Source organism: Corallococcus macrosporus DSM 14697 (assembly GCF_002305895.1).
Lineage (GTDB): Bacteria > Myxococcota > Myxococcia > Myxococcales > Myxococcaceae > Myxococcus > Myxococcus macrosporus.
The window spans coordinates 7,704,218-7,720,753 of record NZ_CP022203.1; the positions used below are offsets into that span (position 1 = coordinate 7,704,218).

11 protein-coding genes and 1 pseudogene are annotated in these 16,536 nt (G+C 73.9%); 3 read left to right on the forward strand and 9 right to left on the reverse strand.

Annotated features, from left to right (window positions below):
* Nucleotides 1-11: 11 nt before the first annotated feature.
* The gene (locus tag MYMAC_RS31130) at nt 12-1,058 is read right to left on the reverse strand and encodes a hypothetical protein (protein ID WP_043710262.1); all 1,047 of its coding nucleotides are present in this window, start codon (nt 1,056-1,058) and stop codon (nt 12-14) included.
* A 207-nt stretch (nt 1,059-1,265) separates the two neighbouring features.
* Between MYMAC_RS31130 and MYMAC_RS31135 the strand changes: the two genes are divergently transcribed.
* The 3 genes from MYMAC_RS31135 (at nt 1,266) to trxA (ending at nt 4,064) form a co-directional block, all read left to right on the forward strand.
* Entirely contained in the window at nt 1,266-2,621 is a 1,356-nt protein-coding gene (locus MYMAC_RS31135; RefSeq protein WP_239989121.1) for a hypothetical protein, read from the forward strand.
* An 85-nt stretch (nt 2,622-2,706) separates the two neighbouring features.
* Nucleotides 2,707-3,615: a LysR family transcriptional regulator gene (locus tag MYMAC_RS31140; RefSeq protein ID WP_013937902.1), complete on the forward strand. Its 909-nt coding sequence runs from the start codon at nt 2,707-2,709 to the stop codon at nt 3,613-3,615.
* A 119-nt stretch (nt 3,616-3,734) separates the two neighbouring features.
* On the forward strand, nt 3,735-4,064 hold the full coding sequence (gene trxA, locus MYMAC_RS31145; protein ID WP_095960700.1) for a thioredoxin: 330 nt from the start codon (nt 3,735-3,737) through the stop codon (nt 4,062-4,064).
* A 26-nt stretch (nt 4,065-4,090) separates the two neighbouring features.
* Here the strand turns inward: trxA and MYMAC_RS31150 are convergent, their stop codons facing one another.
* From MYMAC_RS31150 to MYMAC_RS31185, 8 genes and pseudogenes are all read right to left on the reverse strand, one after another.
* On the reverse strand, nt 4,091-5,401 hold the full coding sequence (locus MYMAC_RS31150; RefSeq protein ID WP_095960701.1) for a PQQ-dependent sugar dehydrogenase: 1,311 nt from the start codon (nt 5,399-5,401) through the stop codon (nt 4,091-4,093).
* A gap of 360 nt (nt 5,402-5,761) precedes the next feature.
* A complete protein-coding gene (locus tag MYMAC_RS31155; RefSeq protein ID WP_095960702.1) occupies nt 5,762-8,497 on the reverse strand; it encodes a VWA domain-containing protein in 2,736 nt (911 codons plus the stop codon).
* Between the two features lie 106 nt (nt 8,498-8,603).
* Nucleotides 8,604-10,384 (reverse strand): annotated as a pseudogene (locus tag MYMAC_RS31160) (BatA domain-containing protein).
* A 58-nt stretch (nt 10,385-10,442) separates the two neighbouring features.
* Complete coding sequence (locus tag MYMAC_RS31165; RefSeq protein ID WP_204817868.1) at nt 10,443-11,291, reverse strand: DUF58 domain-containing protein; 849 nt, start codon at nt 11,289-11,291, stop codon at nt 10,443-10,445.
* Between the two features lie 8 nt (nt 11,292-11,299).
* Complete coding sequence (locus tag MYMAC_RS31170) at nt 11,300-12,802, reverse strand: ABC transporter permease (RefSeq protein WP_170114836.1); 1,503 nt, start codon at nt 12,800-12,802, stop codon at nt 11,300-11,302.
* Nucleotides 12,803-12,822: 20 nt separating this feature from the next.
* Nucleotides 12,823-13,809, reverse strand: coding sequence for an ABC transporter ATP-binding protein (locus MYMAC_RS31175; protein WP_013937895.1), 987 nt, complete (start codon nt 13,807-13,809; stop codon nt 12,823-12,825).
* A complete protein-coding gene (locus tag MYMAC_RS31180) occupies nt 13,806-15,545 on the reverse strand; it encodes a hypothetical protein (RefSeq protein ID WP_239989123.1) in 1,740 nt (579 codons plus the stop codon). The genes MYMAC_RS31175 and MYMAC_RS31180 overlap by 4 nt, the downstream gene beginning before the upstream one ends.
* On the reverse strand, nt 15,538-16,536 hold the full coding sequence (locus MYMAC_RS31185) for an AAA family ATPase (protein ID WP_193364461.1): 999 nt from the start codon (nt 16,534-16,536) through the stop codon (nt 15,538-15,540). Before MYMAC_RS31185 ends, MYMAC_RS31180 begins: the two co-directional genes overlap by 8 nt.

The window sequence follows — 16,536 nt, forward strand, 5'->3', positions numbered from 1 at the left end:
CACACCCAGGTCTAGAGGCCGTACATCGCGAAGCAGGAGCCCGCGGGGCCCGCGCCGGAGATGGGCGCGGAGGGCGCGCTGAGCCACGAGCTGTTGGCGCCGCACTGGTGCCACTGTCCGTCGCCGCTGGACTGCACGCAGGTGCGCGCCGGCACGGAGCGGCCCAGCGTGGCGGAGGAGCACCAGCCATAGGACGCGGTGCAGTTGCTGGGCTTGGTGGTGCTGCCGGACGTGAAGGCGCCGGACTGGCACTGCCGCCACATGGCGTCCGACGAGCTCTGCACGCAGCCGAGCTCCGGCACGGTGGTGTCGGCCGTCTCGGAGTAGCAGCCGGAGGCGGCGCCCCAGGCATAGGCCGACTCGTAGCGGTGGTAGACGACGGACACCAGCGACGAGCCGCCCACGTTGGTGCGGCCGCACTGGAGGGCATACGCGCCCACCCAGGGCGTGTACGTGTAGAGCGCCGCCGTGGCCTTGTTGGCGGGCCGCACCGAGCACGGGTCCGACGTGGACTTCAGCACGCCCACGCGCCACCCGGAGACGGTGGGACGGCCCGCGTCCAGGTCCGTCAGGTAGCCGCGCAGCTTCTTGGCGGAGCAGTCAATCTGCTTGCCGAAGCCCACGTATTGCGCGTCACAGCCGCTGGTGTCCGGACAGCCACAGCCGGTGGCCTTGGCCAGGTTGTTGGAGTTGCCGCTCTGGATGAGGCTGGACTCCACCTGGATGCGGGCCAGCATGTACAGCGGGCTGATGCCGAAGGCCTTGGAGCGCTCGACGATGAGCGCGGCGGCCGTCTTGTTGCCGAAGGCCGGATCCCGGTAGTTCGCCAGGTACGAGCCATTCTGCTGCAGGAAGGCCTGCACCTGCGCGGTGGTAATCCACTGGCTGCCGGTGATGTCGGTGTCCTCCAGCAGCCGGTGCATGTCGTACTTCGTGGTGGCCTCCAGCAGCACCTGCCCCGTCAACTCGTCGATGACGGGCGCGTCTTCCGCTTCAATCGGACCACAGCCCGCCGCCACCAGCGCGGGCACCAGGAACAACCACAATCGCGTCTTCATCGCGTCCTCGGGGGATTGGGCCGCGGACCCGGGGAGCGGTGCGCACCGTCCAAGGGACCCGGCCAGGGGGAGGCCGAGGCTCCAGCCGCGTGAAACATTATTCAAGAATTTCTTATCTTTAATGCCTGACGGATTATTAATGCCCCGCTGAATCCGTCACCCAGGCCACACAGACAGTGCGCGCGCGTGAGGAGTAGCGTGCGGCACATGAGGCACATCCCCGCTCCAACGAGGCCGAGGCGACTTCTCTCCCTGACACTGGGACTGCTGCTGATGGCGGGCTGCGCCAGCTCGGATGACGGTGGCGACCCCAAGCCCTCGGGCGACGCGGGCACGGGCGACGCGGGCACGGGCGACGCGGGCACGGGCGTCCCGGATGGCGGCGGGGGCCCGGGGCCCTCCGGCTGCCTCAACGAGGCCTTCCTGGCGTCCCTGGGGGAGCGCCGGCTGCTCGTGGGCGCGCAGATGCAGGACGACACCGCGGCCAGCGCGCCGTTCGACATCCACGCCCTCTACATCGCCGGGGGCCTGTTCGACTCGCCCAACGTCTGCACGTCCTGCACGTCGGGGTGCAGCGCGTCGGGCACGTCATGCCAGGGCGGGGGCTGCGCGTGGTGGGGCTGCTGGCAGGACACGACGCTGCCGCCCGGGGACTACGTGCGGGGCTTCGTCTCCCGGGCCCAGGGGCGCGGCCAGCTCCCGCTCATCACCTACTACCAGCAGCTGCTGGGCAGCGGGCTGGGTGAGGGCGAGCAGCAACTGAGCGCGCTCAATGACGTCTCGTTCATGCGGCGCTACCTCGCGGACTGGCGCTTCGTGGTGCAGCAGGTGGGCGACGCGCAGGCGCTGCTGCACCTCGAGCCCGACTTGTGGGGCTACGTGCAGTTCTTCCACGGCGACGCGCGCGGCGTCCCCGCCCAGGTGGCGAGCGCCAACGCCACGGACTGCGCGGGCATGGAGAACAACGCCGCGGGCCTGCAGCGCTGCATGATTGCCATGGCGCGCAAGTACGCGCCCAACGCGAAGGTGGGTGTGCACGCCAGTCCCTGGGCGACGCGGCTGGACGTGTACCTGAACACCCACGCGTCCTTCGACGTGGCCGGCGAGGCGCGCAAGGTGGCTGACTTCCTGCTGCAGGCGGGCGCGGGGGACGCGGACTTCGTCGTGGTGGAGGCGTCCGACCGCGACGCGGGCTTCTACGAGTCCCAGGGCGAGCACGCGTGGTGGGACGCGACCAACGCCACCCGGCCCAACTTCCACCAGGCCTTCGCCTGGGCAAAGGCGGTTTCCGAGCGGATGAACAAGCCGAACCTGTGGTGGCAGCTCCCCGTGGGGAACATGGACCTGCCGGACACGAACATGCACTGGCGGGACAACCGCGTGGACTACTTCTTCTCCCACCCGGATGAAGTGGCCGCCGCGCACGCGGTGGGCTTCTCCTTCGGCGCGGGTGAGGGGCGGCAGACGACGCCGGAGACGGACAACGGCCACCTCGTGGGCCGGGTGCGCGCCTACGCGGAGTCGGGCGGACAGGCGCCGTGCATCCCCACCCTGGCGCCTTGAGCGGCCGGCCCCTCCCTGCTTCGGCGTGACGCATCGTCCAGGCTAGGCTCGCGGCGTGCCCCCAAGCCCGCCGCTCCTGGATGACATGCTGCTCTTCACGGAGGTGGTGGCGGCCGGCGGCATCACCGCCGCGGCGGAGCGGCTGGGCCTGCGCAAATCCACGGTGAGCCGCCGCCTCGCCGCGCTGGAGGAGCGGCTCGGCGTCCGGCTCGTCGAGCGCAACACGCGCGGACTCCGGCTCACGGAGGTGGGCCGCGACTACCACGCCCACTGCGCGCGGCTGGTCGCGGAGGCCCGCGAGGTGAACCGCGCGCTCGGCGAGACACGCGTCACGCCGCAGGGCACGCTGCGCATCGCCACCCTCTCCCTGCTGGGCGAGCTGCTCACGCCGCTCCTGGCCGAGCTGCTCCTGCGCCATCCGCTGCTCCGCGTGGAGGTCTCGCTGGCGGAGGCGCACGTGGACCTCATCTCCGAGGAGTACGACCTGGCGCTGCGCACGGGCCCGCTGGCGGACTCCGCCATGGTGGCCCGCCGGCTCGGCCGCCTCCGCACCGGCTACTACGCCAGCCCCGCCTACCTCGCGCGGCAGGGGACGCCCCGGACCGCGTCGGAGCTGCGAGGCCATGCCTGCGTCCTGCTCGCCGCGCCCGGCACCGACGAGGTCTGGTTCTTCGGCGAGGGGCGCGGCGCGAAGAGCGTCCCGGTGACGGGCCGGCTGCGCGTCCCCAGCGTGCGGGCGGGACAGGCCGCGGCGCGCGCGGGCCTGGGCGTGGTGCGGCTGCCCGCCTCGCTCGTCGCCGACGACGTGCGCGGCGGACTGCTCATTCCGGTGCTGGAGGCGGAGACGCCACCGGGCATCCCCATCTTCGCCGTCTATCCCAGCCGGCGGCAGCTCCCGCCCAAGGTGCGTGCCTTCCTGTCGCTGCTCGGCGAGCGCGGCGCCGCCCTCCCCTGGGACGGCGCCCCCGAGCCCGCGCCCGGCCGGAGCCGTTAGGGGCCCTTCGCGCAACACAGCGTTCCCGCGGGGGCGCTCGCCCGCCCCATGCGCGGGCGCTACATCTGGGCCACACCCAGACCGGGCCCACACGCCCGGCCGCGACAGGAGGACACACCATGACGACAGACGTCATCCCGCTCGACGACGCGCGCTTTCAACGGGAGGTGCTGGAGTCCCCAGCGCCCGTGCTGGTGGACTTCACGGCCACCTGGTGCCCGCCGTGCCGTGCCCTCGCGCCCGTGCTCGACGCCATCGCCGCCGACTACCGGGGCCGGCTGAAGGTGGCCAGCCTGGACGTGGACGCCAACCCGGAGTCCGCCATGCGCTACGGCATCCGCTCCGTCCCGGCGCTGCTCCTCTTCAAGCAGGGCCAGGTCGTCCAGCAGCTCCTGGGCGCCCGGCCCCGGGCGAGGCTGGAGCAGGAGCTGCGGCCCCACCTCGGGTGACTCGGAAGGCCGCCCCTTCGCCGCGCTCAGCGCTTCGCGGCGACGCGCCACAGGGTGTTGCTGGCGTCGTCCGCGACGAGCAGCGCGCCCTCCGGCAGCACGGTGACGCCCACCGGCCGGCCATGGACGCGGGCCGAGGCCTCATCGGCGATGAAGCCGGTGAGGAAGTCCTCCGGCGGGCCGCTGGGCCGACCGTCCCGGAAGGGCACGAAGACGACCTTGTAGCCGGACAGCTCCCGCCGGTTCCAGGAGCCGTGCTGCCCGATGAAGGCCCCGCCGTGGTACCGGCTGGGGAAGGCCTGGCCCTCGTAGAAGGCCAGTCCCAGGGAGGACGTGTGCGAGCCCAGGGCCACGTCCGGCACGCGCGTCCGCTTCACCAGGTCCGGGCGCTGACCCGCCATGCGCGGGTCCTCGTGCGCGCCGAAGTACGCGTAGGGCCAGCCGTAGAAGGCCCCCTCCTCCACGTGCGTGAGGTAGTCCGGCACCAGGTCCTCGCCCAGGTTGTCGCGCTCGTTGACCACCGTCCACAGCGTGCGCGTCCCCGGCGCCCAGGCCATGCCCACGGGGTTGCGCAGGCCGCTGGCGAAGATGCGCTCGCCGCCGCCGTCCGGGTTGATTTCGAGGATGTTGGCGCGGCGCTCCTCTTCCTTCAGGCCGTATTCGGCGTTGTTGCTCGCCGAGCCCACCGACACGTAGAGCTTCGAGCCGTCCGCGTTGGCCAGCAGGTTGCGCGTCCAGTGGTTGTTGTAGCCGCCCGCGGGCAGGTCCAGCACCTTCTGCCCCGGCGCGCGCAGCGTCGTCGCCCCCGCCTCGTAGGGGAAGCGCCAGACGCCGTCGGTGTTCGCCACGTAGAGCTGGTCGCCCAGCAGCGCCATGCCCAGCGGCTGATTCAGCCCCTCCAGGAAGACTTCGCGCACCTCCGGGCGGCCGTCCTGGTCCGCGTCGCGCAGCAGGGTGATGCGGTTGGCGCTGGTGCCGATGTTCTGCGAGCGGACCTTGCCCGTCTCGATGGCCTCCGCGCGGTCCTCCTCGTCCTTGAACAGGGAGGCGGCCTCGGCCACCAGCACGTCGCCGTTGGGCAGCACGTAGGTCCACCGGGGGTTGTCGAAGCCATCCGCGTACCGCGTCACCTCGAAGCCCTCGGGGGCCACGGGACGCGCGCCCTCCGGCCAGCCGATGACGTGGCTGTAGCGCTTCACGTCGAAGCCCGGGTCCGGAGGGGGCAGCGCCGGGGAAGGGACCTCGGGCTCGGGAGCGGCCGAGGGCGCACGGTGCGCGCAGTCCACCAGGAACACCATCGCCACCGCGCCGAAGGAGACTCGGGAGAGCACGTTCATGCGCCTTCTTTACGGAGGCGCCACCGCGAGGGAGCCCCCGCGTCCTCCCCGGCCCGCCACGGATGTTGAATGGTGAGAGCCACGCGCCCCGGCTGCCCGGTGCCCGACACCGGGGCCGCGCCGGGTCGTTCGCCACCCGCCCATATTCTACCCACCGATAATTTTAGGCCCGTGTTGCAAACACTACACTCCTCGTGTATCCACGTATTCGCCCTGTGCATCGCGCGGGGCGCGGGTCGCCCCACATCTCGATCCCCCCTTCTCGTTCGGGGCGACTCGTACCCACCGCGGACAGTCGCCCTCACCCGTGCCAGCCCCTTCCTGTCCGGGGCGGCCCGCACCTTCCCCTGACGCTTCGCCTCAACGGTCCAGTCGGCGCCGGGCCCGGGCGCGCGCGGCGTCCAGCGCGGAGTCCACGCCGCCCTCGGCCGGCTTCGCTGGGGGTGCCGCCGTGTCGCTTTCGGGCGCGGGACGCTCGGCCGTCGTCCGAGGTGCCTGGACGGGGGGCGCCGCCGGGGACGCGGCCGAGGCCACGGACGTCGCCGGGGCTCGCGGCGAACGCAGCCGAGGCGCGGAGAGGAAGCGCCTCGCGGCCACCTCCGCCAGCAGCACGGCCAGCGCCAGGGCCACCAGCCACGGTGACAGGGCCACGCGGCCCAGGGACTCTGGGGCCTCCAGGAAGAGGCCCGTCATGGACAGGCGCTCCACGCCGCCGCCCACGGCCGCGAGGGCGCGCAGCAGCTCCAGTCCCGCCTTCGCCGAGCCGGGCTCGAACTCCGGCGCGTAGGGCAGCGTGACGGGCGGCGCGCGCAGCACCTTCGCCCCCAGCCGCACCACCGGGTGCCAGGTGCCGCTGCCCTCCAGCGGATACTCGGCGACGAGCCGGTCCTCGTCCTCCCACCGCATCGGGCGCTCCACGGGCGAGGCGCGGCCGTCGCCGGGCAGGAGCACCATCGTCGGCGCGGCGCCGGGGAGCGGCTCGCCCGGAGGCAGGTCCAGCGTCACGCGGAGCAGGTGTCCCCGCCGCTCGGTGCGCACCACCGCGTCCGCGACGGGGGCCGCGCCGGCCAGCGTCCAGCGCACCATCCCCTCCAGCGTCGCGCGCAGGGACGCCCACGTCCGCAGCTCGCCGGTGTAGGGCCCGTCCACCTCCGCGGTGAAGGCCACCGTGCGGCCCGCGCCCCGCGGCCACATCGCCAGGATGGGCGCCCCGTGGGTGTCCAGGGTGCGCAGCGCCACGTTGGCGCGGGGCTTGAGGTAGGTGAGGTTGTAGCCGCCCACCTGGGGGAGCCCCTGCGCGGACAGCGGGCCGAGCAACGGCAGGTCCGGCGCGCCCTCCAGCGAGGCGGGCTCGTCCACGAAGGTGGCGCGCGCCACGGTGAGCGTCTCCTGGCTGAAGATGCGCGGCAGGCTCATCGCGTCCTCGGCGAAGTAGACGCGCCCGCCGCCCCGGCTCGCGACCTCGCGGAGCAGGTCCGCGTCCGGGTCCGAGGGCAGGCCGAGCCCGATGACGGACACCGTCACGTCCTGCTCGCGCAGGGTGGCCAGCGTGCGCTGGTAGTCATCGGGCGCCTCGGAGTCCGAGGCGTCGGAGAACAACAGGACGTGCCGCGTGGGCTTCTCGCTGCGGAGAATCTCCGCGCGCCCGGTGCGCAGCGCCTCGCCCACGTAGATGCCCCCGCCGCCGCTGAAGCCGCGCGCGACGTCGCCCAGGGGCAGCCCCTCCTCCACCGGGCTGAGCGGGAAGATTTCATGGGACGCCGTGTCCACCATGTGCACGGAGACCTCGTCCTTGGGGTTGAGCAGCGTCAGCGCGGCCACCACGCCCTCGGCGGCCAGCTCCATCTTCGTGCGCCCATCCGGGACGGTGACGCCCATGGAGCAGGAGGCATCCATCAGCACGCTCAGGGCCAGGGAGGCGCGGCGCTGCTCCTCGCGCATCTCCAGGGACACGGGCAACAGCGGCTCCACCGGGGAGCGGCGGAAGCCGCCCTCGCCGAAGCTGCTGCGTCCGCCCGTCATCACCAGCCCGCCGCCGGCCTCCTCGACATAGGCCGCCAGCGCGTTGAGCCCCGGCTCGCCGAGCGCGCTGGCGTCCACGTTCTCCAGCACCACGGCGCCCACGCCGTCCAGGTCATCCAGCGTGAGGCGGAACGGCGCGCGCACGTCGAGTTGCAGCCCGGACGCCGCGAGTGACTGCGCGAGCGTGCCCCCGGACTGGTTCGTGAGCAGCAGCACCCGCGGCGGGCCCTCCACGCGCAGCACGGCGACGCCCCGGTCGTTCTCCACCACGCCGTCACCAGGGGCGGCTACGAAGAGCTGGTAGCGGACCAGGCCGGGCGCCTCAATCAGGTCGCGCAGGGGGAGCACGTTGGGGCCGGGCTGGAAGTCGTAGGGCCCCTGGAGCAGCACGCGGCCGTTGCGCTCCAGGCGGACGGTGCCGGTGACGGCGGCGGAGGCGTGCACCACGGCGGAGAACTGGAAGGGCTCGCGTTCGGAGACGGCGGCGGGGACGTCCACCGAGACGACGGCCACGTCGAGCGGCGGCTCGGGGCGGGCGAGGTGACGCCAGTCCACGGCCAGGCCGCGCGCCGCGAGCCTCCGCGCGGCCCCCCGGGCATCCACACCGGTGGCCCGGCCATCGGACAGCACCAGGACGCGGCCGGTGCGCTCGTCGGGGATGAGGGCGCCCGCGGCGTCCAGCGCGGCGGACAGGTCGGACGCCTCCTCGTCCACGGCGCGCGTGAAGCCGCCGAAGCCGCCGCGGCTGGACAGGGGCTGCTCGACGCGCGGCTCCCGGCCGAAGGTGACGACGCCCACGCGGTCTCCGGGACGGCGCTGCGACTCCAACAGGGTGATGAGCTCCTGCGCCGTGCGGTCCACGTCGCGAGGCATGGACGCGGAGCGGTCCACCACCACGACGACGTCGCTGCCCGCATCGGCCAACCGCAGCTCGGGGCCGGAGAGCGCGCCGACGACGAGCACCAGCAGCGCGGCGCGCAGCCACATGGGCGGGCCCGGGCGCTGGCCATACCTCCAGAGGAAGAGGCCCAGCGGCAGCAACAGCACCCACGCCTGGGGGAGGGAGAAGCTCATTCGCGGCTCCAGCGCTTGGAAGCCTCGGCGACCTCAAGAGACCTGGAGGCAAAGCTCCGCTCGGCCGGCGCCGTCAGCGAACGCTCCGGCCGTGTCCATGACGGGTTCATGTCGTCCCTCCCGCACGCCCGGCTTTCGGAGAGGCCGCCGGCGTCTCCCGCCGCGTGAGATAGAAGTCCGCCACCAGCGCGGCGAGCAGCAGCACCAGCGGCCAGCGGGCCCGCCCCGGCGCGTTGCCTGCCGCGTCGTCGTCCCCCGCCTCGCGCGCGGGCACGTCCGCACGTCCGCGCCCTCGCAGGTCCGACTCACGGGCGTCCAGGGCCAGCACCTGCGCCGTGTCCACCACGTCCCCGTCGCGCTCCAGCGCATACGTCCCAGGTCCGCCCGGCGGCGGCAGCCTCACCTCCCCCGCGCCGAACACCGGCCGGCTGCCCCCGGCCCCACGAGCGCGTACCGCGCGCCCGCGAGCGTCACCACCGGCAACGGCTCGCCCAGCATCAACTGCCGCCGGGGAAAGCCCTCCCGCGTGCGCCGGGCCTCGCGCACCAGGTTGCTCAGCAACACCGGCCACGCCGACACCCGCTGCACGTTGGAGCGCGACAGGTCCACGTTGAGGTGCACGCGCCCGTCCGCCTCCTCGGACAGCAGCACCGCGTCTCCCGCGCTCACCAGCGGCTTTCCCGGCGGATTGTCCCCCGCCGTCCACCGCACGCCCGAAAGCTGCACGTCGTCCAACAGCGGGTGCCCCTTCTCCGAGAAGAACGGCCCCACGAACGTGCGCGGCTTCCCGCCCGCGCCCACCGTCACGCGCGCATCCGACCCCGGCGGCCCCAGCAGCAGCACCGTGTCCGCGCTGCCCGCCTCCAGTTCGCGTGACACCTCCGGCGACACCGCGAGGAACCGCTCCACCGCCGCCCGCTCGGGAGCGCCCAGCCCTCGCGCCAGCGCCACGGCGATGGGCCGCCCGGGCGCGGGAGGCAGCCGCGCCCGGCCATCCTCCAAGAGCGCGTCATCCGGAAGCGACACCTCCACGTCCCCCGCACCCTGGAAGGTGAGCCGGAGCGTCGCGGTGCCGTCCTCCGGAAGATGCACCCGCTCCACCCGCTCGGTGCCCGCCTTCGCGCCGGCCCCCGGCAGCGCGCTCAGCCGGACCTCCACCTCCTCCGGCCCCTCGCCGAAGCGCGCCACCCGCAGCGTCACCGTGGCCGTGGAGCCCTCATCGCGCCGCTGCGCGGAGACCAGCGCCACGTTGCCCCGCGCCGCGCCCAGCGCCGTCCAGCGCACGGACGCGGGCACCAGGGCCGGGGTCTCCGGCGGGACGTCCGTGAAGAACGCCACGCGCCGCCCCGCGCCCGCCAGCTCCTGCGCCCAGATGAGCGTGGGCAGCGGGTCATGGTCCGCGCCCTGCGCCTGGAAGGACTCCAGCGCCGCCAGGGCCCGGGAGGGCTCCGCCTCCGGTCCCGCGAGCATGCGCGGCGTCCCCCCGCTGGCCAGCAGCGTCACCTGCGTGGCCGCCTCCGACTCCACGCGCGCGGCCGCCTCACGCCGCACCGCCTCCAGCACCGTCACGCCCTCCGGTCCGCGCGCGGACATGGACAGGCTCCCATCCACCACCAGCACCAGGTGCCGGGTCCGCGCCGCGTCCCCCCACCGCACGTCCGCCAGGAAGAGCGCCGCGGCCACCACCGCCAGCGCCTCCAGGAGCAGCGAGGCCTCCCGCGTGAAGCGCTCCCACCGGGGCCCCGCCTCGGCGCGAGGGCTGGGCCTGCGCCACAGGAACAGCGCGCTCACCACCACCGGCTTCTGCCGGCGCCGCAGGAAGTACGCCGCCACCAGCGGGATGAGCGCGCCCAGGGCCAGGAGCCCCCACGGGAAGCCGAAGCTCACGCGTCACCTCCCGCGGCAAGCGGCCGGCGAACGGCGGCGGCGTCCCACCGGCGGCGCCTCATGACGCCCCCGCCGCGAGGAACAGGGGCCGCAGCGGCCCCGCCACCAGCGCGGCCAGCCCCTCCTGGGCCCGCGCGGTGAGCAGCGCGCCCCGGGCCCGCAGGGCCGCGCCCCGCAGGCCCCGCTGGTGCTCCGCGAAGCGCCGCGCGTACCCGGCCAGCACCTCGTCCGTCAGCAACTCCTCCAGCGCCGCGCCGCTCTCCGAATCCACCAGCCGGGCCCCCTCCCCGCCACCGGGGTCCAGGTCCTCCGCGTCCAGCACCTGCGCCAGGAAGAGCCCGGACGCGCCACGCCCCAGCCGCGCGCACAGCGCCGGCAGGTCCGCCTCGAAGAGGAAGTCACTCACCACCACCCGCAGCCCACACGGCCGCAGCGGCGGCAGGCGCCCCAGCGCCTCCGGCAGGCCCTCCCGCGCGTCGAAGTCCGCCGCCGCCAGGGCCGTCCTGCACGCTGGCCCCTGGACCCGCTCGGGCCGGGCGCCGGCCACCAGCAGCGTGGGCGTCAGGCCCTGCCGCGCCGCGACCTCCGCCGTCAGGAGCGCCACCTCGCGCGCGCACGCGGCCTTGCGCGAGGACAGCGCCATGGAGCGCGAGCCATCCAGCACCACCTCCACGCGCGGCGACACCTCGTCCTGGCGGACGCGCAGCACCAGCTCGCCCGTGCGCGCCACCGCGTTCCAGTCCACCTGCCGCAGGTCATCCCCGGGCTGGTACGCGCGGAAGTCATGCAGCTCCAACGCGCTGCCCGCGGACGTGGCGCGCACCTCGCCCACGAGGCCCCGGTGGGGCCCCCGGGGCAGCGCCAGGGCCAGCCCCGGCACCAGCCGCGCGACGGCGGACGCGTCCATGCGCTCGCTCACGAGTCGTGGGCCCGCCGCTCACGCTCCACGAGCATCCGGTCCGTCGCGTACGCGGCCAGCAGCGCCACGGCGACGACGAAGCCCAACAAGTCCCAGGACATCTTCGGCCCGCCCGCCCCGTAGTCGTACGACGCGAAGTTCGCGACACCGACCAACGGGTTGAGCAGGTTGATGAGGCCGTCATCCACGTCATGCCCCAGCAGCACGGCCAGCAGCGGCGGCAACGCCGAGGCCAGCGCCACCGAGGCCACGAACAGCAGGCGCACCGCCACGGGCGTGGCCATCTGGTCCGGGCGAAGCCTCCGGCTCAGCCCCACCGCCAACGACAGGAAGAGCACCCCGTACGCGGGCAACACCACGGTGGCCATCTGCAGCGAGCGCCCCTTCAGCGGCAGGTCCGAGGACGCCCACTGCAAGCCCCAGAACAACGCGCCCCAGGCGGCCAGCAGGAACACCATCCAGCGGAAGCCTCGCAGCGCGCCGGGCCGCAGCACGGACCAGGGCCGCGTGGCCGCGCGCAGGGCACGCGCCTGCCCGTCCACGTCCGCCACCACGAACATGCCCACGAAGACGAGGTGGGCCCCGCCCAGGAGCCCGAACAGCTCCGCCACGAGGTGCGCCCGTCCCCCCAGCCACCAGATGGCGGTGCCGGCGGCCATGGCCAGCAGCACCTGCACGCCCAGCGCGCGGCGCGGCCCCCGCGAGTAGTCCTCCGTGGGGAGCGCCAGCCGGGACGCGGCGGCCTCGAAGAGCAGCCAGCCGTCCAGCAGCATCAACATCAGCGCGAAGAGCACCCCATAGGTGAACTCCGTGTCCCGCAGCAGCCGCTCGCCCGACTCGGTCATCGCGTAGGCGCCACCCAGCCCCTGCGCGAGCGCCAGCCCCAACGCGCCCAGCACACCGAAGTGGACGAAGGCGCGGCCCATGCGGCCATCCGCCAGCGTCGCCGCGCACACGCCGGCCACCGTGAGGAACACGAGCCACGCGCCGCCCAGGGCCAGGACGACCAGAATCGTGGACAGGGCGATGCCGTTGAGGAAGTAGCTGAAGAGCAGGAAGGGGCCCACCGCGGAGGCGTACAGGGCCGCCTGCACCAGGAACGACGCCACCTTGCCCCGGAGGATGCGGCGGGAGCCCAGGCCGGTGAGCACCACCAGCACCCAGGTCTCGTCCTCGCGCTCACGCGCCAGGGAGCGGTAGGCGCTGTACGGGATGACGAAGAAGTGGATGAAGCCCAGGCAGAGGAAGAAGGAGAAGAAGTAGCCCCGGCCGTGGTGGGCGTAGCCCTGCCCGCGCGTCTCCACGTACGCGACCAGCGCCACCATCAGGCAGGCCAGCAGCAGCAGGCTGAAGCACACCCAGAAGACGCGCGTGCGCAGGCCCTGGCGGAGGTCCTTCACCACCAGCGGGTTGAGCCGGTCTCCCCAGCGCTGGGAAAGGGACTCCACCGCGGCGAGCCGGCCGCCCGCGGCCGACGGCTCCGGCGCCGGAGGGCTCATCGCCGTATCCACGGGCGCGCTCACGCCACCCTCCCCTTCGTCACCGTCATGAAGGCATCCTCGAGGTTGCGCTCCCGCGCGCTGAAGGCGCACACCGGCAGCCCCGCGGACACCAGCGCCGCCAGCAGCACCGCCGCCGCCGCGTCAATCCGCGCGGGGCCCGCGCCCGGCTCCAGCTCCAGCCGCACCCGCAGCGACTCGCCCTCCCGGGCGACGCGCGTCACGCGAGGCTGCTCCAACAGCAGCCGCTCCGCGCGCTCCCAGTCCGGGGCCCCCGCGTCTCCCACCGCCAGCCGCACCGTCAGCTCGGGCGTCACCGCCGCGCCCGACTCCTGCTGCTGGAGCAGGTCCGCCACCTTGCCGGTGGCCAGCAGGCGCCCCTGTTCAATGATGGCGCAGGTGTCGCAGATCTCCGCCAGCTCCGTGAGGATGTGGCTGGAGATGATGACCGCCTTGCCCTGGTCCGCCAGCGCGCGCAGCAGCTCGCGCAGCTCGATGCGGGCGCGCGGGTCCAGCCCGTCCGCGGGCTCGTCCAGCAGCAGCAGCGACGGGTCGTGCAGCAGCGTGCGCCCCAGCGCCACCCGCTGCCGCATGCCCTTGGACAGCGCGGTCGTGAGCCGGTCCGCCAGCCCGGTGAGGCCGGTGAACGCCATCACCGACTCCACCCGCTGCCGGCGCGCCGCGCCCTTCAACCCGTAGGCGCGGGCGAAGAAGTCCAGGAACTCGAGGACGGTGACGTCGTCGTAGGTGCCATACCGGTCCGGCATGTAGCCGATGAGCGGCCGGACCCGGTCCGGCGCGTCCACCAGCGAGTGCCCGTTGAGCAGCACCTCGCCCGACGTGGGCACGTCCAGCGTGGCCAGGATGCGCAGCGTGGTGCTCTTGCCCGCGCCGTTGGGCCCGATGAAGCCCAGGATGCTGCCGGCCTCCAGGGAGAACGACACGTCATCCACCGCCCGCAGCGGCCCGTAGTCACGCCGCAGCCCCTTGACCTCCAGCAGGCTCATGGCCGCACCTCCTCCGCCTGGCCGCGCACCAGATGGATGCCCGCCTCCAGCTCCACGTCGACGGCGGAGGACGGCGCCAGCCCCAGCCCCCCCAGCCGCACGACGAAGCCGCCGTCTGGAAGCGCGGCGCGGAAGTTCACCTCACCCGCCTCGAATCGCCCGTGGGCCAGCCGCGGCCGCTCCGCGCTCGTCAGCACCTGGTGCAGCGGTGTCTCGACCTCCCTCAAGTGCTCGCCCAGCGGCCCCTCCGCGCCATCCGCCAGCGCGGGCAGCGCATAACGCCGGTGCCCCAACTGGAGGACGCCCCCCTCCATCGGCGCCCCCAGCGCGTTCAGGACGCGGACGGCGTCCCCTTCCTTCCGCATGACGAGGCGCGCGCGCGACGGCAGCACGGCCACCTCGCCCCACTCGCGGTAGGTCCGCGGCGGCAGGAAGCCGTGGGTCACCGTCAGGCCGCCCGTCCAGTCCAGGTCCGCCAGCGCATCATCGTGGCTGTCCGGAGCGAGCAGCGCGCTCGTCACCGGGAAGCGCACCGGTCCGGAGGACACGTTGGCGTACCAGGCGGAGACGCCGAGCGTCACCGCCCGCGAGCGCTCCGAGTCCAACCACGTGAGGCTGTAGCGCGCGGCGTGCACGGCGAAGCCATCCACCAGCACCGACCACGCGATCAGCGCCAGGCAGGTGATGACCGACACCATGGGCACCGCCACCAGCACCGCGACGGGGCCCCGGCGCCGCGCCAGCATCAGCCCGCCCGGCCCCACCGCCAGCACGAAGACGAAGATGAGCAGCAGGAACCGCCCCACCGGGGCCATGGCATTGCCGAGCAGCGGCGGGATGCCGCCCGCGAGCGCGTTGCCCCGCTCCCAGCGAGGCGCCGCCCCCGCGGGCTTCACCACGCCCGGGATGACGTCCCCCAGCAGGCCGTTCACCACCTGCTCGCATTCCCGCGCGGAGCCGCACAGCCGCACGACGCCAAAGCCATACGGGGCGGACGGCTCGGAGGCGTTCCTCGCGAGCAGCGGCAGGCGCTCCAGCACGTCACCCGAAGCGTGCGTCACGACGAGCCGCCCGCCCGACAGGGCGTAGGCCTCCAGCACCGTCCACACATCCGCGGGCAGGGAGGCCCGGTCACCGGGCACCACCACCACGGAGTAGCCCACGTAGGCCGGCAGCTCGCGCGGCGCGTCCTTCGGCTCGATGGCGCGAGCGGAGAACAGCGGGCTGCCGTTCGAATCCACCCGGGGCACGCCGGCCGTGTCGTCGAAGTCCTCGAGCGCCCCCAGCACCAGCACCGAGCCCCCGGAGGAGCTCTCCAGGTAGACATGCTTCGTCAACGGCACCTGGCCGGGCACCTCCACCCGCAGGTTCCCCATCTGGAGCGAGGCGGGGACATGCACCCAGGCGACGAGCCGCTGCCGTGGCGCCACCTCGACGCTGCGCTCGGACGTGCGCGTCCCCGAGGTGCCCTGCCCCACGAAGGCCAGGCGGACCTGGAGGGGCACCGGCCCCGTGTTCTGCAACACGACGTCCAGGGGGGTGTAGCCGCGCGAGGGCCGCAGGGCGCCGCTCCGCAAGGAGACGCGCAGGTCCCCCTGCGTCCGCACCTCGTAGGTGCCGGAGGCGTCCCGGTACCCGTGGCCGGAGGGCGGCTGTTCGGTGACGAGCGAGGTCGCGGAGGCGCGCGCGGCGCCCAGGACGAGCAGGGCCAGCACCACCGTCCACACCCTACGCACGCGGCACCTCGGGAATGGCCTGGAGCAGCGCGCGCACCACCTCCGCCGCGCCGACCTTCTCCAGCGAGGCCTCGTAGGCGAGCACCAGCCGGTGATTGAGCGCGGACGGCGCGGCGGCCACCACGTCGTCGAAGCCCACGTTGGGCCGGCCCCGCAGCAGGGCCAGCGCGCGCCCCGCGGCCGCGAGCGCGAGCGCCGCGCGGGGGCTGGCGCCATAGCGGACGAAGCGGCGCACGGCCTCGGGCGCCGAGGGCTGACGCGGGTCGGTGGCCTCCACCAGCCGGCCGATGAAGTCCGCCACGGGCCCCGGCAGGTGCACGCGGTCCGCGGCGGTGAAGAGGCGGCCCAGGCCCTCCGCGTCCAGCACGGGGGACAGCTCCGGCGGCGCGCCGCGCACGCGCGTGGTGAGCAGCGCGCGCAGCGTCTTCGCCCCCACGGGGGGCACCTGGATGCGGAAGAGGAAGCGGTCGAGCTGTGCCTCGGGCAGCGGATAGGTGCCCTCCAGCTCGATGGGGTTCTGCGTGGCGAGCACGAAGAAGGGGTCCGGCAAGAGGCGCGTCTGGCCCAGCACGGTGACGCCGCGCTCCTGCATGGCCTCCAGCAGCGCGGACTGCGTCTTCGGGCTGGAGCGGTTGATTTCGTCCGCCAGCACCAGGCTGGCGAAGAGCGGGCCCTCGCGGAAGACGAAGTCGCGGCGGCCCTCGCCCTCCAGCACGTAGGTGCCGGTGATGTCGCCGGGCAGCAGGTCCGGGGTGAACTGGATGCGGCGGAAGGGCAGCGACAGCAGCCGCGCCAGCGCCTTGCACAGCTCCGTCTTGCCCAGGCCCGGCAGGCCCTCCAGCAGCACGTGTCCCCGGGCGAGCACGGCCACCACCACCTGCTCGACGACGGACTCCTGGTCCAGCATGACGGTGTTCAGCCCATCCTTGAGCCGTGCCGCCACCTCCGCCGCTCCCTGTGCCTCGGCGGGACTGAGAAGCTCCGCTGCCAC